Source organism: Vibrio sp. JZG10, assembly GCF_054064075.1.
In genome coordinates this window covers 22,578-46,183 of sequence record NZ_JBSUGE010000006.1, presented here as the reverse complement: position 1 = coordinate 46,183, position 23,606 = coordinate 22,578, and the positions used below count along the sequence as shown (strand labels likewise).

Sequence of the window (23,606 nt, the reverse complement as noted above, 5' to 3'; positions counted from 1 at the left end):
CTATTCAAATTCTCGTTGATATCTTGGCAACATCGACTCGTTGCCAAGTAACCCGCCTTGGTGAATGTAAATCACCGTTTTATCAGTGTTCTCTTCCAACCAAGGGGTGAGGCATTGCCACATATACGGGTCGTATAACAGGTCAAATTCGAGGTCGGTTTGTTCAAAGAGTGCTTTCCATGTGATGTAATCTTCTTCGTACAAGCGGCCAAAATGGTGTTTGTTGCGCACGGTTAAAATGGTTGGGTGGCTGTTTTCACCGAGCTGGTTGAACTGTTCGGTTAAGTAATCTGCATCGCCTACGCAAGGGCAAGTTAGCACTTCTATGCCGTGTGGGCTTAAATGTTTATGAAGATATAAAGCGGTCGTGCCAGTGCCTGATGGCAGGGCGACGGTAAACTGTTCTTTACCTCTCAATCGTGTCCAATCAAGAATTTCTCGTGCTAACTGTTTGATGCCAGCTTCAGCGAGGTGGGAACGTCCACCCTCTGGAATAAGCAATGTCGACTCATCTAATCTTCGTACCTGGTGGACGTATTCACTAGGGTGGAGTTCGCTACCGATGTCTTGCATGGCGGTGATTTTCATACCCAAATCGAGAGCGCCGCGATAGTTTCCGATGGGGGAGCTTTTTAGCCAAGATGGAATGTGATGAACATAAAACTCAAATGCCCAACCTTTAATCTGGGCGAGAGCCGCTAGCGAGTACATGGCATTAGATTGAGCGGAGCCAAAGCTTATTAACGTGGTGATGTCGGGATTTTGCTCTTCCATTAACGTCATAAACTTACGTGCTTTGTTCCCAGAAAAGTGGGAGTGGAGCATGTCGTCACGTTTAAGGAAAAATTTGCGCCCATTAAAGCTATGTTGGGTGATAGGACTTTCTGAGAGTTTCATGTCGATGCTGACGGAATAAACCGTGTCACCTTTGCCATTTAAAAAGGTGGCACAGTGTACCCGTTATTGAATGAAGATCAAAAGTATCGAGATCTTGTGTTCTACATTTCTTCGTCTTGCGACTCGCCATCAGTTACCTCGGTTGAAAGATCGATAGTAGCCACGCAGCCGTCATTTGGATGTGTATCAATAGTGAATTGCCAGCCATAGCGTCGGCATAAGTCGTCCACAATCATGAGTCCCAAACCATGGCCTTCGGCATCTGGCACGGAAGAGAAGCCTTCGCCTTCATCTCTCACCGACAGTGTGGTATCGGTCATGGTGATATGAATCGTTCCCGCTGACGTGGCTGCAATGCCGTTGCGAATTAAGTTACTCAACGTAATGTTAAGAACTGCAGTGGTCGCTTTGGTTTGCGGATGCCCCAATATTTGTACATTAAATTCCAGCGATTTTTCATCGGCTTGCGCTTGGCTAAGAGCAACGATGTTGTGAAGCTCTTGCTCTGATATGGTTCGAACGGGGCTGTCGTCTGTGTTGCGTTCATATCGCACCAAACCCAACAAAGCATCAACCATGGTCGACATCTGCAAAGTGGCATCTTGAATACGGCCAATCTGACGTTCTTGAAACGATGTACTTGGACTTCTGGCTAGCAAGCTGCTTGAGCCTTTCATCACTGTGAGCGGTGTTCTCAGTTCATGGCTGGCATATCGTGCAAAAGCTTGTTCACGTTTAATCACTTGATTGATTTGATGTCGATATTCATTAAGCTGATTTGCGAGCGTTTGGAATTCATTTGCAGAGCCTTCAGGGACAACAAATTTTTGTGTAGTGTCACCTTGATGGCGGTCCAGTTGTGTTTTTAGGGCACTGACAGGTTCAATGAGACGCAGAGAAAGTCTCGATAATAGGCTGCCAAAAATCAAAAGTAACCCGATGACAACCGCCAGCACCATAACGAGAACAAACATGAACTCGTTAGATGTAATTTCTATCTCATCAATCAGAGAGATCAGAATAATAGGATGTTCCTCTCCATCTTGCGTGTAGGTGCTCATGTAAATCATGCGAGTGTCTGGTTCGTCAGCAACTTCAGCGAGAAAGTACTTTTTATCTTGAATGAAGGGTTGATAGAGCTCAGGGACGAGATTGATGTCGTTGTATGCCGTTGTCAGTAAATCTAGTTTGATGATTCCGCTATCAGGATGGTTTCGAAAGTGCTCAATCGCCTCTTTTTTATCGATCATAATACGTCGTTCACCGACGCGATCTTCCGACCATAATAGCGCTCCGCTAACCAATGCGAAGCATAGCAAGCCAATCACAACCGACACTAGAAGGAAGAAGAGTTCAAGGCGTCCGGTTAAGCTTTGTGTATTGTTAAATAAGCGGCGAATCATGCCCCGGGCTCCAATCGGAAGCCGACTTTTGGAATGGTTTTCAAAACGTGCTCTTTGAATGGTTTGTCGAGCTGCCCTCGCAGTTGATAAATATGGCTACGCAGCACATCGTTATTCGGCTCGTCTTCTTGCCACAACCGGAAAGCAATCTCCTCACGTGTGACCACTTCTGGCGCGTTTTTCACCAGCATTTCTAGAATCGTGTACGTGGTTGGATTCAACGCCAACAGCTTATCTTGACGGTAGGCTTGATGCGTTTTTTGATCGATAGACACTTCGCCATACTGGAGTTTGGTTGATGCAACCGTACCGCGGTAGCGTTTAATCAATGCAGTCATGCGTGCTTCAAGAATATCGAGATCAAACGGTTTGGTGAGGTAGTCGTCGGCGCCGTGTTGGAAGCCTTTGAGCATGTCGTCTCGGCTATCAAGTGCAGTCAACATCAACACCGGAGTGTTATTACCCGCATCGCGCAGCTTGTTGCACAGTGTTAGGCCATCCATGCGCGGCAGCATGAGGTCGAGCAAAATGATGTCAAACGTATTATCTATCGCCAGTTTTAAGCCTAGCTCACCGTTGTCTGCATAATCCAGCTGCATGCCAGCACACTCAAAATAATCGAACAACATTCCCGCTATTTCACGATTATCTTCTACCAAAAGTACACGTTTCATTTATTCTTATCCAATCTCGATAAATTCGAATGCTGATCTTAACGAACATTATTCACTATAGGTGTGAAAAAGTTGTCGATAATGATTTTCTCACCTTTGTGTCGGTTTTCAATGTCTAGCTTAAATACCGTCTTATTATCCAAGTAAATCTACGACCTTTTGTTCATATCTATCAATTTTTCTTGGTGTATAAATGAGGCAGATTGTTTGATTCTGTTAACTCTATATAAAACATGAAGATACTAAATTATTTATGTGATCTTGAGCACATTGTTAGTAATTGCTGATTTTTACTGACTCACTCATAGAAAAAGTTCTTACTTCTCTTAAATCCTTTTTTAAATTATGGTTATTGCTTTTAAATACAAACGCTTAGATTCTCCCTTTTGAGATAATTCAATTAAATCAATGGCTTCATGTATAAGCGAAAATCTGCATTATTTTATTTTTATTAATAAAACTACATTTTCTGTTCTTGCTCTGTTCATAAATGAAAGCCTTCCATTAACTTTACTTGTTTAAAATCCATGATCCTTCCAATGCTTAATGCCAGATAAAAATCAATTTGTGAGGCTATCATGTTTAACAGTATACGCACTCGAATTGCTGTCAGTGCGGGTGGGGCAATGGCCTTCACTCTATTGATTGCAATGGGTATGACAACCAATGCGTTCACTCAAGTGAATGAACAAATCACTACAAAAGTAAAATCTCAACTGACCGAAGCCACCACGACCGACCTGAGCAATACGGCGATTCAGCAAGGGCTGAATATTTCCAACCAGTTAGAACCAGTGTTGGCGAACTTAAAGCAAGCGCGTTCAATTATCGAATTAAGCGCAGAGACGACCGCGACGCCAGACATTATTGTTAAACAGTTTATTGCGTCGCTAGAAGCTCAGAACAAAGCTGTGTTTGCTGGTTACATGGTGTGGGAAAAGCCATCGTGGGTTGAGCCAACGATTCAAGACAAAAGCCTTGGCTTTAATAGCGAAGGCTACTTAGCGCCATTCTTTTCGCCAAATTCGCACAACAGTTTTGATGTTGTGGCGATGGATAGCTTTAGTAATACTGAATTAAACAACAACGGTGAGCGTAAAGACGATTGGCACTTGATGCCTTACGAAACGGGCAAAACGTTCGTGATGGAACCATACATGTATCCGGTTCGCGGCAAACAAGAACTGATCACGACCATCAGCCAACCAATCAAGTTACGTGGCGAGATCATTGGCTCTCTCGGTTTTGATTTGTCATTGAACGAGTTACAAATCCAAAGTGAAGATTACGCGAGCGACTTATTTGATGGACAAGGCCGTATTCTGATTTCTTCGTGGAAAGGCATCACGCTGGCGAACAGCAGCCAAGCAGATCAAGTGGGCAAGAAAGTCTCTCATGAGTTGGCGTCTCAATGGGCGCGTATTCAATCCATTGCGAAACAAAAAGGCGCAGGCCTTGTGACGTTTGGTGGGGATGAGTATGCGATTACTGCAATTGAAACCAGCGATGCGCCTTGGATCGTTATGGTGTCGGTTCCCAGTAGCTTCCTTAAAAAGAACGTGGATGACTACGAGCGATGGAGTGAAGAACAAAGTGCAGAAGCTCTTGAAAAGGGAGTGTGGGCAGGGATTATTGCGGCTCTGATTGGTATTGTTGCGATGACGATGATAGCGACCTCGTTGGGCAAAGTGTTAACTAACTTAGTGGAGCGTTTTAAAGACGCAGCACAAGGCGAGGGCGACCTAACTTACCGCATTGAGGTGAAAGGTAAGGACGAAACCGCCCAACTGGCGCACTGGTTTAATACCTTCCTCGCTCGTATTCAGGAAATGCTTTTAACCGTAATGGCGACGGCAGACCAAGTTGATAAAAACGCAAGTGAAGGCCAAGCTCGCGCGGCGGCTTCGAGAGATCAACTGAACGTTCAAGTGAACGAAGTCAACTCGCTAGCAACGGCGATTAATGAGATGAGCGCAACCGCACAAGAAGTGGCAAATTCTGCGGTACAAGCAGCAGCGGCGGCAAGCCAAGTTCAAAGCAATAGTGCGAATGGCATGTCGCGTATGGACAATGCTGCAAGCGCGGTGGATAACCTCGCTTCGCAAGTGAATGATGCACAGCACCAGACGCAGAATTTGGTGGCTTCAAGCACGGCTATTCAGGGTATTCTGAGTGAGATTGGTGGCATTGCCGATCAAACCAACTTGTTGGCTCTAAACGCTGCGATTGAAGCTGCGCGTGCTGGTGAAGCGGGTCGTGGTTTTGCTGTGGTAGCCGATGAAGTCCGCAACCTTGCAACGCGCACACAAGGCTCGACAGAAGAAATTCGTGCAATGTTGGCTCGTTTGGAGCAAGAAACGCAATCAATCGTCGTGTTGATGGAGCAAAGCCAGAAGCAAGCGGTGGATACCAAAGAAGAAACACAAGCAGCGCAGTTGGCGTTGGCCGAAATCAACCAAGCTATTGAAGTGATTAATGATATGAATAATCAGATCGCTTCAGCGGCAGAAGAGCAAAGCTCGGTGTCGGAAGAGATCAACCGTAATGTGGTTGTGATTAATGATACGGCGATGGAAGTGATGGATACCATGTCATCTTCTGTAGCGATCAGTAACGAACTGACAGTAAAAGCCAGCGATCTTCACGGTGAGTTGAGTAAGTTCAAGTTGTCTTAATCAAGCGAGTGAGTTCAAGCCAGCTCACTCGGTTCATTTCCGGCAAAACGATTGGCGAGAAATATCGAACAAAACAAAAGGGCTCCAGAGTTACCTCTGGAGCCCTTTCTAGTATTTAAGTGCTGAAGAATTAACGACGCTTTGGTTTACGTTGACCAGCTGGTTTGCCTTGTCCTTGCAGGCGACCTTGACCTTGCGGCTTGCTACCTGCTGGGCGGTTTGCACCGTTGCCGCTAGGACGTTGGCCGTTGCTTGCAGGGCGTTGACTACCTTTTGAACCGCCTTCAGAGCGTTTGTTCAAATGGCCACCGAAGCCCGGTTGGTTTTTGGTATGTTTGGTTGCAAAGCGGTTTGCCCCGTGACGACCAGATTTACGACGTTGTGAAGGTGTTTGTGCTTCAATGTCTTCCGCAGGAACGAGACAGCCTTGTTTGTCACCAATCAAATGTTTTTTACCCATGCTGATTAGGGCTTCTCGGATCATTGGCCAGTTTGCTGGATCGTGGTAACGCAACAGCGCTTTATGTAGGCGACGTTGACGTTCACCTTTTGCTACAGGTACATCTTCACGTTTCTTATACTTCACTCGTTTCAGAGGGTTTGTCTCTGAGTAGTACATCGACGTTGCGTTACACATTGGCGAAGGGTAGAAGTTTTGTACTTGGTCACACTCGAAGTTGTTTTTCTTCAGCCACAGAGCAAGGTTCAGCATGTCTTCGTCTTCTGTGCCTGGGTGCGCAGAGATAAAGTAAGGGATTAAGTACTGCTTCTTACCCGCTTCTGCGCTGTACTTCTCGAACATCTCTTTAAAGCGATCATACGTGCCCATGCCAGGTTTCATCATCAGATCAAGAGGGCCTTTCTCTGTATGTTCCGGTGCAATCTTCAAGTAACCACCTACGTGATGAGTTACGAGCTCTTTCACGTATTCTGGTGATTCAATCGCAAGGTCGTAACGTACGCCAGATGCGACCATCACTTTCTTCACGCCTTCTACTTTACGCGCTTCGCGGTATAGGTCGATGGTGTGTTTGTGGTCTGTATTTAGCTTGTTACAGATGCCCGGGAATACACAAGACGGACGACGACAGTTCGCTTCCGCTTTTGGGTCTTTGCAACCTAGGCGGTACATGTTTGCAGTCGGGCCACCAAGATCGGAAATTGTGCCTGTAAAGCCTGGGACTTTGTCGCGAATTTCTTCAATCTCGTTGATGATAGATTCTTTCGAGCGGTTTTGAATGATTCGACCTTCATGCTCGGTAATTGAACAGAAAGAACAGCCACCAAAACAACCACGCATGATGTTCACAGACGTTTTGATCATGTCATACGCTGGAATTTTTGCTTTGCCGTACATAGGATGAGGAACACGCGCGTAAGGCAGGCCAAACACAAAGTCCATCTCTTCGGTCGTCAATGGGATTGGGGCTTGGTTTACCCAAAGTTCACGATCACCATGGCTTTGAAGTAACGCTCGACCAGAGTACGGGTTCGTTTCTAAATGCAATACACGACTTGCATGAGCATAAAGAATGCGATCGTTTCTTAGCTTTTCAAACGAAGGCAGGCGAACCGCAGTTGTTGCAGCATCGTGGCGTGATGGGCGAATCGTGATTGGTTGTGCAACTGGCTCATCTTTTTTAGTTTCACACTGAGTTTCTACTTCGTATGGGTTCTTTGGTACGAACGCTTCTTTACGAGGTTTTTCAATGCGAGAAGAATCGATAACCGTGTAGCCTTCTGGCGCGGCTGGCAGGTTCACGGCTGTACCACGAATATTAGTCATGGTGCTGATGTCTTCACCATTTGCGATGCGATGCGCTACTTCTACAAGTGCACGCTCTGCGTTACCGAAAAGTAGGATATCTGCTTTTGCATCAAACAGTACCGAACGGCGAACTTTATCTGACCAGTAATCGTAGTGCGCAACACGGCGTAGGCTGGCTTCGATACCACCTAAAACAATAGGTACTTCTTTGTATGCCTCACGACAACGTTGAGAGTAAACCAAAGTCGCGCGGTCTGGCCGTTTGCCACCCTCGTTATTTGGTGTGTACGCGTCATCGTGACGAAGTTTTTTATCCGCGGTGTAACGGTTGATCATGGAGTCCATGTTACCCGCAGTGATCCCGAAGAACAGATTTGGCTTACCAAGCTGCATGAATGCATCTTTGTTTTGCCATTCTGGTTGAGCAATGATACCGACACGGAAACCTTGTGCTTCTAGCAGACGGCCAATGATAGCCATACCAAAGCTTGGGTGATCCACGTAAGCATCACCGGTTACGATGATAATGTCACAGCTATCCCATCCTAGGGCGTCCATTTCTTTGCAACTGGTCGGCAAGAAAGGTGCCGTACCAAAACACTCTGCCCAGTATTTTTTGTACTCATGAATAGGAGTGATGTTATTGGTCATATTTTGCTCTCTGTTCCAGGGAGCGCGAATTATAGCGATTTGAGGATCAGGTATCTATACCAAACTCGTCTATTCAAGCTTAGTTCATCGAGTTTTATTTGGTTTGCAAAAATATCAAGGCTATATCGGCGATTTTATGTCTAATATCACCTTGAAAGCCTCATGGTTATAGGTCGAGTCGTGAAAAATGTCGCAATGTTAATACAACCAATAAGCAATGGTGTGCTTATTAAAAACAACGCCTATAATCAAATTAATGCATAGGAAAATGCAAAAAGCCGAACAAGCTCTGAAAAGGTTCTAAGTCGATTGGCTTACGTTGCCAGAATCTATTTTACAAGAGGATCAGCAGGTCCCAAATGGAATAAGGCACGTTGACTACGAACCTTGAGCATGAGGCTAATTAAAAAGGGGGCTAGGGAATGAGTGACTCAACAACAATAGCACATGAAAAAGTGCAACCGACATCCAATCCGACTCCAGTGATTGAATGGTCTTACAAGATTGATACTCGCGAGTTCGAATGCGACCAGCTAGGAATGGCAAATGCTTTTGGGTTAAATACGCCAGTCACCTGCTTAGATGATTTGTTTGAGCACATGCTGATGGGGCAACAGGAAACACTAAGGCAACGAATTTTAGAAGTGGAGATCCTAGGTGGGCAAGGTCGTTTTTCTTGTTGCATGATGCTTAATGAAGCTCGCTTAATACATGTCACAATTAGCTTTGAAAAGCTCAATGAGCGTATTGTTCAAGGCTCTATCATCCCGCAATTGACGATCACTGGCTGCGAAGAGTTAGCGAAAATTCTCGAAACGATTTTTGATTTACCGAATGTAGGGGTTTTAGTCGCGGACGAAGACACCCGAATCTTGGGTTGTAACCGCGCCTTTGAATTGCAAATGGGTTATCAAAACCGTGATTTGGTTGGACTTAAAACCTATATCTTTAGCACATCTCACCATAGTCAGGCGTTTTACGACCAACTCTGGCAACATATTGATGATGAAGGATACTGGAGCGGTAATTTATTGAGTAGAACTGCAAATGGTAGTAATCAGGCTCATCATCTTTGTATCTATCGGCTAACGTTTCATTCTGGACGGATTCTTTATCTCGGCTTCTCTACTGACATTTCGGCTTCCTTGTTGTGGATGAAAAATCGCTGTGAACAACAACATGATTGGTCAGCTTTTTTGCCTTCTAGAGAAGAGTTCGAACTGCAATTAGCTAATTTGGCGAACGAAAGTGGGAGTAAAGAACTCAATATCGTCATGACTCTCAGACCAAATTTTTCTGAAAAATGCTTACTTGAACAGCAACTAGGCTTCGCCGATTTTATTATGCGAAGCCGCTACACCAGTATAGCGGGTCAACTTTCTAGGGATGTGTTTGTTGTCTGTTTACAAACTCCTCACTGTCAATGGCTAAGTCCTTTACGTTTGATTCAAATTGCAATGAAAGGGTTCTTCACTGAGCTTAGGAATGAAATGGGAACAAAAATGCATACCACTATCGTCGAGGGACAAACGGGTGTGTCAATCCTCGGCTATGATACAAACAGGCCAAAGCAAGCGTTAGCGCATGCAGCCCAGGCGATGTTGTCCTCACTTTCTGGAGAAGGTGGCTATTTTAATTTTTATAATAGTGAGCTTCATTCTGAGTTAGTCAAACGCCAGCATTTAGAGGCATTTTTGGAAGCGCAAATCGACAGTGGGCTGGTGGATGTTCATTTTCAACCCATAATTGATAGCCGAACTGGTAAAGTCGTTAAGTTCGAGGCCTTAGCGCGCTTTTATCATGAAAGTGATGCCTATAGCACTCAAGAGATGATTACTGTTATTGAAGATTTAGAGTTGATTGCGGCTCTGGATGATGAGGTTTGTCAAGCCGCGCTCAAACACTTTCCGCGCTTGCAAGACATATATGGCGAGGAAATAGGGTTAACCATCAATCGCTCACTGAATACTAAATTGGATTCGCTCCAGGTTCTTCAGCGTTCGCATGACCTAATTAAAGCCAGTGGTGTCGATCCTAAACGAGTCACGATTGAGCTGACGGAAACAGCGTATTTTGAGCAAGACGAAGAGCATACGCAAGCGCTAGAGCAAGTGCGCAAAGAGGGCATTAAAATTGCGATTGATGACTTCGGTACAGGGTATTCTTCTTTTTCTTACCTAGAGAAAGGGCAGTTTGATTTACTGAAAATCGACCGAAAATTCGTTAAGAACATTCAGCATGGCAATACCAGTTATAATATTGTCAAAATGGTCACTGATCTTGCTCAGCAAATGAATGTAAAAGTGGTTGCCGAGGGCGTGGAGTCAGAACAGGAGCTTCAAACATTGGCTGAAATAGGTGTGGATTACATGCAAGGCTTTTTGTTCTCTCGTGCTCGGCCTGTCGATTTGATGGAGAAAGCGGAAAGTTACGAACATTTGTTTTCGGGTGTTGCTGTCAAACCAAAACAAGATGATGTATTGCAATCACTGAGCCATGAAGAGGTAAGGCACCTTGATCCCGGGGAACCATTATCGTTGGCGGTGGAATATATGAATTTAAGTCCAAGTTCGCCGTTGGTTGTCATTAACGAAAAGCGCTGTGTTGGTTTAGTTACCAAAGAGCAAGTTAACTTACACCTAACGCCTTCCATGGGGACCGAATTAGAGACTGAGCGAGAAAATTGGATTTGGAAACGCCCAGTGAACCAGGTTATGAGCACGGAATTTGTGCTCGTCAATGCGCATTTGTCCGTCGCTGCTATTCGAGAGCTAATCAAAACAGGCATTCGCTTCCCGTGGGTTTTATGTGATGAAAAAGAAGAATACAGAGGCGTGTTAACTCAAGAAGATGCGTTGAAGTATCTCGCTTCTTGTTGAATAAAAAGTCTCGCTGTTCTAGTACATTTGGGGATAGACTTTCGGTGGTTTGACGATAGGTGATTTGCTATTATCGCCACCCCAAAATGACTTTTGAGCGTGCATTTAACATGATTCAACAATTGCTGGTTACTTTTCCTCCGATGCTATTTGGCGCGCAAGCGCTACTGACTTTACTTCTCATCAAGGGCGATATTTGTCCGGGGCAGAGAGGCCGTCTTCATAAAATGTTGCCAGCAGTGGCGTTATTGTGGCTTGCGGTTGCTTCTCTTCGCATTGAAGCATTTATGATCGTGTTCGCTATTTTCTATTTCTACTCTCAGGTTCAAACCAAGAAAACGCGTGAAAAAGGCCCTCTTTGGGCGATGCATTTAGCGAATGGTTTGGCTTTTGCGTATGTAAGTATTCAAGCATTTGAACAGCCAAGCTGGCCTGCGTCTATTGCGATGGCAATAATGATATTTTTCCTTGGGGCGTCATTTTCTCAATTGCTTCTGACTATCGCTCGTAGCAGATTGCAGGCATTTCACCGTATTTTGCCAGTTACGGGCATTGTGTCTGGAATGCTGCTGGTAATCGCAACGCTATTTGCTTCTTACCAGTTAAATGAAGCGACATTGAGCGCCGCAACACAACCAATTTTATTGTCTTTAGCCATGCTCATTTCTTCAATCATTGTTTGGTGCTGGCATATCTTCACACATAAAAAACCGGAAAAGGTTCAACTGAGCGTCGCCCTGTTGCTCGCGCTTGCGTCAATGACGAGCCTACAAGGTTTATTCTCTCTGGCGGCTTAATCGCGAGTCGAGAAACAGAGCAATACTGCTTGTACTCAAGTCCTTTCTAGGTTGCTTGAGTATAAGGCACTCACGGTTTTGGATCGCGCTCACTTTAAATTCACGTGATTACGTCTACGCTTGTTTATATACCTTGTCGAAGAGGAGAGTCGCGATGGATTTAAGCAATGTAGGTAATTTGGACAGCATTATTTTGCTAGGTATCGTCAATGAAAAGCTACGGTTAGAGTGCGACAGTTTTGACGAGTTAGTATCGGTGTATGAAATGGATGTAGAGTCCGTTGTAGGCAAGCTTGATATGCTTGGTTATCAGTACGATCCATTGACCAACCAATTTAAAGCATATCAACGCTAAACCTTTCTTAATCCATATCCCTAAGCCATCTTGATTCCGTCAAGGTGGCTTTTACATTGTAGCCTTGCGGTTGCGAAAAAGGCTTGTAAGTAACGTTTATCTTTCTCTGAGTGACGCGTTGCAGCAAATAAGCGACGCCATAAGCCTTGGCCAAAAGGTTTACTGGTAATAAGGCCTTGGCGCGAAAATTCAGAAATAGCCCAATTTGGCAGTGCTGCAACCCCTAATCCTGCGGAGACCATTTGCACTAACATCAGAGTATTGTCGGCTTGCTTCCATTTGGCGGGCTCTACACCCGCTGGCTGCAAGAAGTGTTTTACGACGTCTAGCCTTTGTTTTTGAACCGGATAAGAGAGCATGGTTTGATCTGCGAGATCTTGCGGATCAATAACTTCTTTTTCCGCCAATGGGTGGTTGGTCGCGGTAATTAAGCGCATTTCAAAGTCGAATAAAGGTTCATAATGCACTTCAGAACGAGGTTGAATATCTGACGTGATAACGAGATCCAACTCGCCAGCTAACAGTGCAGGAAGTGGTTCAAAGCCAAAACCTGATGAAAAATCCAGTGTTACGCTAGGCCAGGCAAGTTGATATTCCCTAAGAGCAGGCATGAGCCATTGGAAACATGAGTGACATTCAATCGCCATATGCAACCGACCATTGACGTCTTCTTTCAAGCTTGCCAAATCATTTTCTGCTCTTGCGAGTTTGGGAAGAATATCTTCTGCAAGACGCAATAGGATTTCTCCCTCTGAAGTGAACTTTACCGGACGAGTTTTTCTAAGGAATAATTGTCCCCCAATCCGTGCCTCTAAATCTTTGATCTGGTGAGACAAGGCCGATTGAGTGAGATGCAACGCGGTCGCGGTCGCGGTTAGAGAGCCGGTGTCTCGAAGCGAAGTGAGTGTCCGCAAATGTTTTAGCTCTATCATGAATTCCTTTCATCCTTTGTTGCTCGCTATGAACAGAATAGCAATCGTATAAATAACTTAACGACAAAAAATGGATGTGTAAACGTCTAGACGTCTATTTGTTGTGTTTATTTGCGAATCATGTCTCCTCATGATGAATTTTTTTAATAAACAAGTTGAATAAATGGACGTTGTTCAAACCGCAGATGAGAGCGATAGTTTAGCCATCCAGACATCTTTTGTGACGAAAGATACTCTGACCCAAACAAATTGAACAAGATTGAAAAAGGAATAGGGACATGGCTACAACAACGCACGTACTAGGTTATCCACGCATCGGTGAAAAACGAGAATTAAAATTCGCTCAGGAAAAATACTGGCGCGGAGAAATTGATCAAGCAGAGCTTAAAAAGGTTGGGGAAGATCTGCGCGCTAAAAACTGGCAAACGCAAACAGATGCTGGCTTGAGTTTTACCACCGCTGGCGATTTTGCTTGGTACGATCATGTACTGACGACCACGTTGTTACTGGGTCACGTGCCAAAACGTCACGCAAACGGTTTCCCTGATTTGGATACGCTATTCAAAGTGGGTCGCGGTCAATCTCAAGCGGGTTGCGGCTGTGCGGGCGCTGCAGCATCGGATATGACTAAATGGTTCAACACAAACTACCACTACATCGTACCTGAATTTAGCAAGGACGATACATTTGAAGTGAGCTGGCCTCAACTGTTTGAAGAAGTCAACGAAGCAACCCAAGCTGGGCATAAAGTGAAGCCAGTTTTGCTTGGCCCAGTCAGTTATCTTTACTTAGGTAAAGAGGTAGAAGAAGGGTTCGATCGCCTGACGCTACTGCCACGATTGCTTACGGCTTACCAAGCTATTTTGGCAAAGCTTGCGAGTCAAGGTGTTGAGTGGGTTCAGATTGATGAGCCAATTTTGTCACTAGAGCTTGAAAGTAAGTGGGCTGATGCGTTCAAGCTAGCGTACCAAGTGATTCGAAGCGATGTAAAAGTGCTGCTAACGACATACTTTGACTCTATAATCGATACGCTAGACAAAATTGTAAAGCTACCAGTGGATGGTTTACATATCGATTTATCTGCCGCGCCTCAGCAGCTTGACGACGTGGTTGCCAAACTACCGGAGGGTTGGGTGCTGTCTGCTGGCGTGGTCAACGGTCGTAACGTGTGGCGCTCGGATTTGAGTGCGCAACTTGAACGCCTACAGCCAGTAAAAGAAAAACTGGGCGACAACCTTTGGGTTGCGAGCTCATGCTCTTTGCTACATAGCCCGGTTGATCTGGAACTGGAAACAGAACTCAGTGAGGAAGTGAAAAGCTGGTTTGCGTTCGCAAAACAAAAAGTAACAGAAGTCGCCTTGCTTGGCCGCGCACTCGATGGTGATCAAGATGCGATTCTCGCTTGTGATACCTACAGCCAGCCAATCAAAGCACGTAAAACGGCAACGCATGTGAATAAGCCACAAGTTCAAGCACGTTTAAACAGTATTACTGCGTCACTTGCCGAGCGCAGCGCACCTTACGCGGAGCGTGCTGCGCATCAAGCTGAAGTATTGGGCTTGCCTCTGTTACCAACCACGACAATCGGTTCTTTCCCTCAAACGGGTGAAATTCGTGTTCAGCGCAGCGCTTATCGCACTGGCCAGTTATCTGAGTCCGACTATATCCAAGCACTAAAAGGACATATTGCGGATGCCGTAAAACGCCAAGAAGCCCTTGACCTAGATGTGCTTGTTCACGGTGAAGCTGAGCGTAACGACATGGTAGAATACTTCGCGGAGAACTTGGCGGGCTTCCAAACGACGAAATTTGGTTGGGTACAGAGTTATGGCTCTCGCTGTGTGAAACCAGCCATTGTGGTTGCTGACATTGAGCGTGAAAAGCCGATTACGGTGGAATGGTCGACGTACGCACAATCGCTAACCTGCAAGCAGATGAAAGGTATGCTGACGGGCCCGGTAACGATTTTATGTTGGACATTCCCGCGTGAAGACATTACTCGTCAAGAAATCGCCCAGCAACTGGCACTGGCACTGCGTGATGAGGTTTCTGATCTGCAAGATGCAGGCATCAATATCATTCAAATCGATGAGCCTGCGATTCGTGAAGGTCTCCCGTTGAAAAAGCGCGATCACAAAGCGTATTTAGAATGGGCGGTGGATGCATTTAAGATCTCGGCAGCGAGTGCAAAACCAGAGACTCAGATTCACACTCACATGTGTTACAGCGAGTTCAATGAAATCATTGATTCAGTCGCGGCGCTCGATGCGGATGTGATTACCATTGAAACATCACGCTCAAATATGGAACTGCTTAAAGCGTTTGAAGAGTTCAATTACCCGAATGAAATCGGTCCAGGTGTTTATGACATTCACTCACCAAACATTCCGACGGAAGAGTGGATTGAAGGCCTAATAAAGAAAGCGGCAGAAAAGATTCCGGTACAACGTTTGTGGGTGAACCCAGACTGTGGTCTGAAAACACGTAACTGGGCAGAGACAGAAGCGGCATTGGCGAACCTCGTGTCAGCGGCGAAGAAACTTCGTGCTGAGCTGGCGTAAGGCACCTTTTTAGCAAATAAAAACGGAGACCGTTGTCTCCGTTTTTCTATTCTTAGCCGTTCATTTTCGTCGTTATACTATCCCGCAATAGCGGATGAATTGCTCGTATCGAAAACAACGTACTCACTGTGACTATTTCATTTGAGTACAAGTTTGCGCGGAAACCAACTCATCTGCCATCAACTGACCGCGAGAGTTACGCACTTTAATACGGTACATTAAGCCCATATCAATTTGCTTACGAACTTCCGGGTTATTGCAATAGGTGTAGATACTGGTATTCAGTACTTGATTTAACGGCTTTGCACCGAGTGCGTCATCGTTATAAATCATCATCATTTCAACAACATTTTTGTTGGATGAGACACGCATTATCTGCAGTGGACCGTATTCCAAAGGGAGACCTGCGGACAAGACTCCCGCTCGGTTTGATGCCAATAGCTCAAGCTGGCGTTGATTATCATCGGTAGATGAACAGCCCGCTAACGCACCAAATGCCAAGAAAAGACACAGTAATTTTTTCATAAATTAAAACACTTTTTTGAACGGTTTCACGATTACATTATCGTAAACACCAGCCGCTACGTAAGGATCGGCTTCTGCCCACGCTTTAGCGTCTTCTAGAGAGGCGAACTCAGCGATGACAGTCGAGCCCGTAAATCCAGCTTCTCCTGGGTTGTCAGAGTCTATCGCAGGCATAGGGCCAGCAGTAAGAAGGCGACCTTCGTCTTGAAGCTTTTGTAAGCGCTCCAAGTGTTGCGGGCGAACGCTCATGCGTTTTTCCAGCGAGTTCTCGACGTCCTGAGAAAAGATGACATACCACATAGCATAGTTCCTTAATTGGTAGGGTAAAGTGTTAATTTAACGCCTTTTTTGTGTCTCTCACAAGTGAACAACAGAAAATGTGAGATCCTTTCTAACAGTTAGCGCTGTAGGTTGACTAATTCTGAACCGGGCGTGGTTTGCCTTCACTGTCAATGGCTACGTAGTTGAAAGTCGCATCACAAACCATGAAGCGCTCGCCGACACCGTGTGCTTTTACCGGCTTGACCCATACTTCCAGATCGACACTCATTGAGGTGCGACCAATCTTAGTGCATTCGCCATAGCAGCAAACGACATCGCCAACACCTACAGGCTTCTTGAAGGTAATGCTGGACACTGAAACGGTAACAACGCGACCAGAAGAGATCTCTTTGGCCAGAATTGCACCTGCTAGGTCGAGCTGAGACATAATCCAACCACCAAAAATATCGCCATTGGCATTAGTATCGGCAGGCATTGCAAGGGTACGAAGCAGTAGTTGACCTTTCGGAGAGCTAATTTCTTGACTCATTGTGACATCCTAAATCTTAAAGGCGCTCAAACTAAGCGCCAACATAGTAAATACCTAGAACCAAAGGTCCTTAAAAAAACCGCAGACACCGGACCAGAGAAAGTTGGTTTACAGCAGCAAGAATGGTCTGATTCCGGTATGCCGTTTGATCGGTTTAGTGATACATGGAGCAAAACAGCGACCCGAAGGTCGCTGCAAAGTGCGCGGATTATAGCAAAACTGAGTTTTTAATCATCAGTCGACACATCGGATGAGTTATTTTTTTGTTCTTTTGGCATGTGTTTGTAAATGTAGAAGCCAGTCGCAATCATGTAGGCAAATGTCGCAATCAACATTCCGAATACTTTGAAGTTGACCCAAACATCCAGTGGTAGCTCGTAAGCGATATAAATGTTCAGACCAGCAAAGAATGAGAAGAAGCCGACCCAAGCCCAGTTGATCTTCGCCCAAATAGCATCAGGTAGCGAAATTTCTTTGCCCAACATGCCTTTAATGGCCGATTTCCCCATTGCGTGACTCGCTGCTAAACCGATAGCTAGAATCACATAAATGATGGTGACTTTCCATTTTATGAAATTGTCGTCGTGGAAGAAAAGGGTCATGCTGCCAAATATCGTCACGATAACGAACGTAATTAGCTGCATTTTCTCGACTTTTTTATACAGAGCATAGGTGACGACAAGCTGAATTGCCGTTGCGACGATCAGCGCTCCTGTTGCTGCGTAGATGTCGTACATCTTGTACAAAGCGAAGAAGACGATGAGTGGGATAAAATCTAGGATTTGCTTCATGGTGGCAAAATCTACCTAATTAGTGAATTGAAGACAGTCTAACGGAATCTGACAATATGTGAATACCGTCAAGGTTAGAGGTAAGAGAAGTAATCCCCTGACTGAATGATGCAACAAGCAACATTTCGCAAAGATGAAGTAGCAAATCGAAGGCATAAAAATTGCCGCGATAAAGCGGCAATTGAGTTGATAGAATTTAAGATTTAAGCAACACGTTGATATTGAGAAATAAGCGTTTTGACATCTTCTAAATAGCCTTCACGTAACAGGTTATCAACGGTTGCTTCAAGCTCTTCGAGAGACATCGTAAAGCAAGTGGATTTGCCGGTCATTAGGCTCAGATACTGATGGTATTCTTCTTCTGTATAGTGGCCTAAGCGATCGAGTAGTAGTGCTTTGATTCCATGATGAATCAAGCCGTAGTATGTGTGTCGATGAAGTAACATGGCGATCTCCTTATCAAGCTCATCCGCTAACCATTTGCAGCTTGCTTGACCCTCTGGATAATTCGATTTACTTCAGTAATGCACATCTAGTGCCAGTTTTATCTTCGCAAATTAGAAAGTGTTGGAAGTAGCAAAACTCTCATGTTGCAACCAGCGCTTGATGACGGTTTGGAGCGCATTTAACGTGGTTGGCTTTTCAAGTCTGTCATCCATGAGTTTCGCAATGAGCTCCAGCTCTTTAGCTCCAGACTCTCCAGATAGTGCGATGATAGGAACGGAAGGCGCAATTTGCTTAATTCGTTGGCTTGCGTCAAATCCATTCATCACTGGCATCTGTACATCCATAAGCACCAAATCAATCTTGTGCGACTGAAATAGCTCCACCGCAGAAGCGCCATTATTTGCTTGTAAGCTGTTGACTCCCAGCCTTTTTAAGTACATTTGAACCAAAGTACGCTGCACCTCTTTGTCATCAACAATGAGCACTGTTGGTGCATCGTTACTTACTTGTACGTGTTGGTCTGTGCGAGGTTCAGAATGTGGTGCATTTACTTTCCAGCCATTGAAGTCCGGTGTTCTCAACGTCTCTGGTTTGGGTGCGTTTGGGACGACCGGGAAATACAAGTAGAACTCAGTAAATTCGCCTAATTCAGACTGGCACTCAATTCGTCCGCCAAAAGAGCGCATAACGCGTTGACAGTAGCCCAAGCCAAGGCCGCTGCCGCCACTTTTTTGATACGAGAAGAAGTCGTCAAATATCTTGTGTAAGATACTGCTATCTATGCCAGGGCCACTATCTCGGAAGACCAGAATGTTTTCGTAGGCCCCCGTTTGGCTACGAATCTCAATTTGACTATCGGGATAAGAATCAAAATAGTAGATAGCATTGCGAATCAAATTGAAAATGACAAAGTTAAACAGAGTTTCGTTTAACTTCGCGACAAAATCGTGCTCTTGGGGCAGATTGATCCTTTCAATTATTTGATCGTTTTCAAAGCCATAACGGCTGACCGCTTGATCGACAGCTTTATGTATAGAAGTAATAGTTAAGGGTTCGTGCTCAGGTGAGCTGTCGCTGACTTCTCGTAAAATAATGTCGATAAGTTGGCGACCACGCTGAATCGCTGCTTCTCCTTTATCAATCTCACTCTTTAACGTCTCAAGTGAAGCGTTTGATTCGATATGCTGTTTTAAAGCTTCAAATCGTAATTGCACTTGAGCGAGAGGGTTACGCATTTCATGCGCAATAGAGTTAGCGAGCGCACGGCTTTGGCGTACTTTTCTATCGGCCTCGATGGTGCTCTGGATGCGAACTAATAAGGTTTGCAATGCTGAAATTTCTTCATTAGAAAACAATTTATTATCCATTTTGTGTGAAGAAATCAGTAAGTGCGTAACGGACTTTCCACGACCAAAAAGAGGCATTACGAGCGCCGTATTGCTGGATCGCATACGTTCGTAGAGCTTGCGCATTGAGCCTTTAGACGAGGAGGCATAATCAATTTCTTCAGACAGTTCATCAAGCACGAGAACAGACTTGCTTGACGGTAGATAATCTTCATAAAACGTTTCGGTGTAACTGCTGGTGACGAGCTGCAATTTATTATTTGGTATATTCAGTAACGCTGCTAACTGGCGCATTGCATCATCTATTGAGCGTTTAAATTCTTCTTCTAATCCAAGAATTTGTTGAACGGGTGTATGTCGTTTCCCATAAATAAAATAGGACGCGAAACGACTGACGCGTTTGTAAAGCAAGTGCCAAGTGATACCGATGAGTGCGCATAAAGGCACCGCTACAAGCCATTGGTTATCTTCCGAGATAGGAATAAATATTGCGCCCAGCGGGAGGACGAAAATGGCACAGACAAACAGCGCGCTAACGGTTAAGTATGTGAGGTATTTAGCGCTATAAAAGCGAGAAGTAAGCAGGGCATAGCCTACAAACAACATTTCACTAATTGAAAGTGCTGGTGGTAACCAGGTTAAGGAAAAGTCACCAAGGAAGTAAGTCATTCCAAGGTGTATCACTGCAGTTGATAACATGAAGACCAAAATGCCGGCTATCATATAGTTACTTTTTGCCAGCGTGAGTTTGCTGCTGTTCGCTCGCATGGTAATCAAGTTCAGCAGGGTTAATACCACAAATGTCAGCAAACTAATAAAGAAATATGAGGTATGGGGACCAAACTCGATCACGAACTGGCTTGGACCGCTAATGGTGACATTTTCGACAGTAAGGTTTGGCACTAAGTTGATGTAAAGCGAGTACGTTGCTAGTGCCACAAAGATGATTTTTTGCCAGGCTTTGACCGCAGTTTTTTTGATATCAGCCGCTAGCTGGCAAGAAAAATAGAACGCGAATGCAAAGGCAAAGAATGACGCCAAGTTCGCCAACTTCGCCATAAAAATACCGCCAGCGGAGCCCAACTCCGGCAATAAATCGGTATGGAAGTATGCATTGCTGCTGATCCAAACGATGATGCAACTAGAATAAGCAATGTACGGCGCATGATGCGAGCCTAAAATCGTTTCACTCTTCTGTTTTAGGCGATAGCAGTAATATAACAACCAAGCGAACACCACCAGTACAGTAGCGTATAGCGTCATTGCTTTTGGATAAAAAAGGCCGTGAAGATGAATATCAAGCATGTTCATTCACCTTTTCATCAATTCTTTTTGTTCGTACGCGGTGTTTGTAGTCGCGAAACTGTATGTCTTGAAATGCTTCAACCATCATACCTAAATTCCAGAAACCGCGGTATGTCTTGGTACCGTCACCGTTAATGTCGCGGTATCCTGAGTGAAAGTAGGCCTCTAAATCAATAGATTGATAGAAATTTAACATAAATATTTGTTCAATAATGGTAAAGCTGAGCTTATAGCCTGCTTTATATAGCTCACTCATCAATGCTTTTTGTGCCAAATACAAAAAGTACAGTTTTTGTTGGATGTTGCCACCCACTGTCAGACGCAGCACTTCGCAAACCGCTTCAGTGTTTTTCAAGTGAGATTGGAACTGCGCATCAAATTCAATAAGAGTCCGTTGGCGAGTTAGATCGTTACCTCCAAAAAGGCCTAATTGATTAAGAGTAATGTAGCCATAATCAGGAAGGCAAAACTGCCATTGCTCACTACTAAATGGTGATGAATAGCTGAGCCAGGTATTTCTTTGGTGCCAGTTTTGCACCAAAGCGGAGGAGACCATGATTGGTGTAGATGACGGCTTGAACAATAGCACAAAGTGTTGACCTTTCTGCGAGAGTGATAATAGAGGCAATATCTCAAACCATTGTTCAGTTTGGACGAAGAGCTCAAGATTGCTCAGTGTGATTGCTTCGGAAATCGGCATTAATGCAGCGTGATTTGGCAGTGTTACCTTTAGGTCGCATTCGGCAATATCTTCGATCAATATGCTTGAATAGTCGCGGTCGTCAAACGAGAGCTGAGTTGGTCTTGTCGCTTCATTTAAAGGGTGCTTTTGCTTGATCGCAGCAATCTCACATTCACACCAGAAAACCATCCAATGCGGGTAACAATCTGCGGCAATTTGTTCAATTAAGAGCGCCTCTTCGGAGAAAGGCGTTGGATACTGCTGTACTAAATCTCGATAATCCATTAATTCAAACAGTACGGACAGACTCTTAGATGCGTATTTAGGAAAGAGGGATTTAAGAAGCTTTATTCTATACAAAGCAACTTGTTGAAAAAGAGAAGATCTTTCTTGCGGTGTAAGAGTAAGAAGAACCGTGTCAACCAGCGCCTGTTGTTTTGACTCGATCGGCAAATCTGTACTGGCGAGGGGCTCCAAAGACAGCTTAAGACTCATGATATAACCTAGTTCTGACGTTTTTTATATTTTGTAATGGTTTATATCATTTTGATAAATTTATGCTATTGGTTTCTATTTATATAGTTATGTAATGCAAGAAAAGACAAAAAAACCGCTCATAGTGAGCGGTTTTTAGTTCATTCGAGAAAGGACTAAGCTTCTTGCTTTTTAAGCTCAGCTTCTGCCGCTTCCTCTTCTATTAGCGCATCAACGATAACTGCACATGCTGCATCACCAGTGATGTTTAGTGCTGTACGAATCATATCGAAAATACGGTCAAGAGCGAATAGCAGTGGTAGACCTTCAATTGGAATGCCAGCGGCAAGAAGTACGGCAACCACTAGGAAAGAAGGACCAGGAACACCCGCTTGACCAACCGCACCCAATGTAGACGTTACGATAATTGCAATGTAAGCGCCCATACCTAGGTCGATATTGAACAGTTGAGCAAAGAAGATAGCAACCAAGCCATAGTAAATCGCATTACCTGACATGTTGATCGTTGCGCCTAGAGGCAGAACAAATGACGCGGTTGAATTTTTTACGCCCAGTTCTTTTTCACAGGTGTCCATTGTGACAGGCAGTGTCGCCATAGAAGAAGCCGTTGAAAGCGCAACAGCTTGTGGCTTTTTCATTGAAGACAGGAACTTCTTCGCTGATGTCTTGGTGAAAATATGCACCATTGCTGGGTAAACAACGAAACCGAAGATTAGGATTGCGGCAACGTAAACAACGAACAGTTTGAATACCACCATTAGTGCGCCAAAACCGAATGTACCGACTGCTTCTGCCATCAGACCGAACACGCCGATAGGGGCAATGATCATCACTTTGTTGATCATCCAAACCATTGCGTCAACGATGCAGTTAACACCATTAATGATTGGCTCACGACGCTCTTTTGCTTGCTTAGAAATTGCAATACCAAAGAACATACAGAAAACGAGGATCTGTAGGATGTTTGCTTCATTTAGTGATTGGAAAACGTTGGTTGGGATCATACCAGTGATGGTTGCCCAGAAAGTAGGTAGCTCACCTTTTGAAGCGTATTCTGCTGAGAACATGCCTTCAACGCCAGAGACGTCGATCCCCATGCCTGGTTGGAATACTTCACCCATAAATAGTGCAAGCGCAACGGCTAGGGCGGATGTTAAACCGAAATAACCTAGAGTGACGATGCCAACTTTGCCTGCTGACTGGCTGTTCCCAAGACCAGCTGCGCCAGAAATCAAGGCTACAGCGACCAAAGGAATAACCAACATTTTGATTAAGTTGATAAAGATAGCACCTAAAGGAGCGAACACCGTCGCATCATGACCCATCATGGCACCAACGGCTGTGCCCACGATCATGGCGATTACGACTTGTACGCCAATGTTGTTTAGCAAACTCTTTTCTTTTAACACTTCCATAACCTCTGTGCTAATAAAATGTAAAATCCTAAAATTACCCACTAACCATAAATGGTTTTATGGATAATTATCTCGCCTTGCTTTTTACACTTATCGTTTACAATTGGCAATATGCAGCAAGGTATTATTGATGGATTAATCGATATTTTATTGACGAACGATAAAGTTTTGTTCAATAGCAAACGTTTGCTATTGAT

Annotated in this window: 18 protein-coding genes; 5 read left to right on the top strand and 13 right to left on the bottom strand. The window is 44.6% G+C overall.

The window, feature by feature from the left end; genetic code table 11:
- The 3 genes from ACWYVB_RS09135 to ACWYVB_RS09125 form a co-directional block, all read right to left on the bottom strand.
- Complete coding sequence (locus ACWYVB_RS09135; protein ID WP_053316013.1) at window positions 1-897, bottom strand: 1-aminocyclopropane-1-carboxylate deaminase/D-cysteine desulfhydrase; 897 nt, start codon at window positions 895-897, stop codon at window positions 1-3.
- A 101-nt stretch (window positions 898-998) separates the two neighbouring features.
- Window positions 999-2,300, bottom strand: coding sequence for a sensor histidine kinase (locus ACWYVB_RS09130; protein ID WP_065646063.1), 1,302 nt, complete (start codon window positions 2,298-2,300; stop codon window positions 999-1,001).
- Complete coding sequence (locus tag ACWYVB_RS09125) at window positions 2,297-2,974, bottom strand: response regulator transcription factor (protein ID WP_046874461.1); 678 nt, start codon at window positions 2,972-2,974, stop codon at window positions 2,297-2,299. The genes ACWYVB_RS09130 and ACWYVB_RS09125 overlap by 4 nt, the downstream gene beginning before the upstream one ends.
- 578 nt (window positions 2,975-3,552) lie before the next feature.
- Between ACWYVB_RS09125 and ACWYVB_RS09120 the strand changes: the two genes are divergently transcribed.
- On the top strand, window positions 3,553-5,649 hold the full coding sequence (locus ACWYVB_RS09120) for a methyl-accepting chemotaxis protein (RefSeq protein WP_395220009.1): 2,097 nt from the start codon (window positions 3,553-3,555) through the stop codon (window positions 5,647-5,649).
- A 130-nt stretch (window positions 5,650-5,779) separates the two neighbouring features.
- Here ACWYVB_RS09120 and ACWYVB_RS09115 read toward each other — a convergent pair whose 3' ends face one another.
- Window positions 5,780-8,068, bottom strand: a complete 2,289-nt coding sequence (locus ACWYVB_RS09115) for a YgiQ family radical SAM protein (protein ID WP_457528770.1) — start codon at window positions 8,066-8,068, stop codon at window positions 5,780-5,782.
- A 422-nt stretch (window positions 8,069-8,490) separates the two neighbouring features.
- On the opposite strand from ACWYVB_RS09115, the gene ACWYVB_RS09110 reads away from it, so the two are divergent.
- The 3 genes from ACWYVB_RS09110 (at window position 8,491) to ACWYVB_RS09100 (ending at window position 12,099) form a co-directional block, all read left to right on the top strand.
- Complete coding sequence (locus ACWYVB_RS09110; protein ID WP_457528768.1) at window positions 8,491-10,947, top strand: EAL domain-containing protein; 2,457 nt, start codon at window positions 8,491-8,493, stop codon at window positions 10,945-10,947.
- An 86-nt stretch (window positions 10,948-11,033) separates the two neighbouring features.
- Complete coding sequence (locus ACWYVB_RS09105; RefSeq protein WP_012841615.1) at window positions 11,034-11,744, top strand: hypothetical protein; 711 nt, start codon at window positions 11,034-11,036, stop codon at window positions 11,742-11,744.
- Between the two features lie 154 nt (window positions 11,745-11,898).
- Window positions 11,899-12,099: a DUF4250 domain-containing protein gene (locus tag ACWYVB_RS09100; RefSeq protein WP_005392843.1), complete on the top strand. Its 201-nt coding sequence runs from the start codon at window positions 11,899-11,901 to the stop codon at window positions 12,097-12,099.
- A 20-nt stretch (window positions 12,100-12,119) separates the two neighbouring features.
- On the opposite strand, the gene metR is transcribed toward ACWYVB_RS09100, so the two are convergent.
- Window positions 12,120-13,031 (bottom strand): HTH-type transcriptional regulator MetR, encoded by a 912-nt coding sequence (gene metR / locus ACWYVB_RS09095; protein WP_005392844.1) that lies wholly within the window; start codon window positions 13,029-13,031, stop codon window positions 12,120-12,122.
- Window positions 13,032-13,309: 278 nt separating this feature from the next.
- Here metR and metE point away from each other — a divergent pair, with 278 nt between their 5' ends.
- On the top strand, window positions 13,310-15,592 hold the full coding sequence (gene metE / locus ACWYVB_RS09090) for a 5-methyltetrahydropteroyltriglutamate--homocysteine S-methyltransferase (RefSeq protein ID WP_457528765.1): 2,283 nt from the start codon (window positions 13,310-13,312) through the stop codon (window positions 15,590-15,592).
- 132 nt (window positions 15,593-15,724) lie between these two features.
- On the opposite strand, the gene gspS2 is transcribed toward metE, so the two are convergent.
- The 8 genes from gspS2 to ACWYVB_RS09050 form a co-directional block, all read right to left on the bottom strand.
- Entirely contained in the window at window positions 15,725-16,117 is a 393-nt protein-coding gene (gene gspS2, locus ACWYVB_RS09085; protein ID WP_048625727.1) for a GspS/AspS pilotin family protein, read from the bottom strand.
- 3 nt (window positions 16,118-16,120) lie between these two features.
- Window positions 16,121-16,417 (bottom strand): YciI family protein, encoded by a 297-nt coding sequence (locus ACWYVB_RS09080; protein WP_005392847.1) that lies wholly within the window; start codon window positions 16,415-16,417, stop codon window positions 16,121-16,123.
- A 115-nt stretch (window positions 16,418-16,532) separates the two neighbouring features.
- Window positions 16,533-16,928 (bottom strand): acyl-CoA thioester hydrolase YciA, encoded by a 396-nt coding sequence (gene yciA, locus ACWYVB_RS09075; RefSeq protein WP_012841618.1) that lies wholly within the window; start codon window positions 16,926-16,928, stop codon window positions 16,533-16,535.
- A 227-nt stretch (window positions 16,929-17,155) separates the two neighbouring features.
- On the bottom strand, window positions 17,156-17,719 hold the full coding sequence (locus tag ACWYVB_RS09070) for a septation protein A (protein ID WP_005392849.1): 564 nt from the start codon (window positions 17,717-17,719) through the stop codon (window positions 17,156-17,158).
- Between the two features lie 203 nt (window positions 17,720-17,922).
- Window positions 17,923-18,165 carry a hypothetical protein gene (locus ACWYVB_RS09065; protein WP_005392851.1) on the bottom strand — a complete coding sequence of 81 codons (243 nt, stop codon included), beginning with the start codon at window positions 18,163-18,165 and terminating at the stop codon, window positions 17,923-17,925.
- A 111-nt stretch (window positions 18,166-18,276) separates the two neighbouring features.
- On the bottom strand, window positions 18,277-20,817 hold the full coding sequence (gene luxN, locus ACWYVB_RS09060) for a quorum-sensing autoinducer 1 sensor kinase/phosphatase LuxN (protein ID WP_395201201.1): 2,541 nt from the start codon (window positions 20,815-20,817) through the stop codon (window positions 18,277-18,279).
- Window positions 20,810-21,994, bottom strand: a complete 1,185-nt coding sequence (locus ACWYVB_RS09055) for an acyl-homoserine-lactone synthase (protein ID WP_031780302.1) — start codon at window positions 21,992-21,994, stop codon at window positions 20,810-20,812. The genes luxN and ACWYVB_RS09055 overlap by 8 nt, the downstream gene beginning before the upstream one ends.
- 155 nt (window positions 21,995-22,149) lie before the next feature.
- A complete protein-coding gene (locus ACWYVB_RS09050) occupies window positions 22,150-23,409 on the bottom strand; it encodes a dicarboxylate/amino acid:cation symporter (RefSeq protein WP_012841620.1) in 1,260 nt (419 codons plus the stop codon).
- Window positions 23,410-23,606: the final 197 nt, after the last annotated feature.

Bases quoted from the DNA above. Each gene is read 5' to 3' on its own strand.
- ACWYVB_RS09135 (WP_053316013.1), bottom strand. From the start codon at position 897: ATGAAACTCTCAGAAAGTCCTATCACCCAACATAGCTTTAATGGGCGC.
- ACWYVB_RS09130 (WP_065646063.1), bottom strand. From the start codon at position 2,300: ATGATTCGCCGCTTATTTAACAATACACAAAGCTTAACCGGACGCCTT.
- ACWYVB_RS09125 (WP_046874461.1), bottom strand. From the start codon at position 2,974: ATGAAACGTGTACTTTTGGTAGAAGATAATCGTGAAATAGCGGGAATG.
- ACWYVB_RS09120 (WP_395220009.1), top strand. From the start codon at position 3,553: ATGTTTAACAGTATACGCACTCGAATTGCTGTCAGTGCGGGTGGGGCA.
- ACWYVB_RS09115 (WP_457528770.1), bottom strand. From the start codon at position 8,068: ATGACCAATAACATCACTCCTATTCATGAGTACAAAAAATACTGGGCA.
- ACWYVB_RS09110 (WP_457528768.1), top strand. From the start codon at position 8,491: ATGAGTGACTCAACAACAATAGCACATGAAAAAGTGCAACCGACATCC.
- ACWYVB_RS09105 (WP_012841615.1), top strand. From the start codon at position 11,034: ATGACTTTTGAGCGTGCATTTAACATGATTCAACAATTGCTGGTTACT.
- ACWYVB_RS09100 (WP_005392843.1), top strand. From the start codon at position 11,899: ATGGATTTAAGCAATGTAGGTAATTTGGACAGCATTATTTTGCTAGGT.
- metR (WP_005392844.1), bottom strand. From the start codon at position 13,031: ATGATAGAGCTAAAACATTTGCGGACACTCACTTCGCTTCGAGACACC.
- metE (WP_457528765.1), top strand. From the start codon at position 13,310: ATGGCTACAACAACGCACGTACTAGGTTATCCACGCATCGGTGAAAAA.
- gspS2 (WP_048625727.1), bottom strand. From the start codon at position 16,117: ATGAAAAAATTACTGTGTCTTTTCTTGGCATTTGGTGCGTTAGCGGGC.
- ACWYVB_RS09080 (WP_005392847.1), bottom strand. From the start codon at position 16,417: ATGTGGTATGTCATCTTTTCTCAGGACGTCGAGAACTCGCTGGAAAAA.
- yciA (WP_012841618.1), bottom strand. From the start codon at position 16,928: ATGAGTCAAGAAATTAGCTCTCCGAAAGGTCAACTACTGCTTCGTACC.
- ACWYVB_RS09070 (WP_005392849.1), bottom strand. From the start codon at position 17,719: ATGAAGCAAATCCTAGATTTTATCCCACTCATCGTCTTCTTCGCTTTG.
- ACWYVB_RS09065 (WP_005392851.1), bottom strand. From the start codon at position 18,165: ATGTTACTTCATCGACACACATACTACGGCTTGATTCATCATGGAATC.
- luxN (WP_395201201.1), bottom strand. From the start codon at position 20,817: ATGCTTGATATTCATCTTCACGGCCTTTTTTATCCAAAAGCAATGACG.
- ACWYVB_RS09055 (WP_031780302.1), bottom strand. From the start codon at position 21,994: ATGAGTCTTAAGCTGTCTTTGGAGCCCCTCGCCAGTACAGATTTGCCG.
- ACWYVB_RS09050 (WP_012841620.1), bottom strand. From the start codon at position 23,409: ATGGAAGTGTTAAAAGAAAAGAGTTTGCTAAACAACATTGGCGTACAA.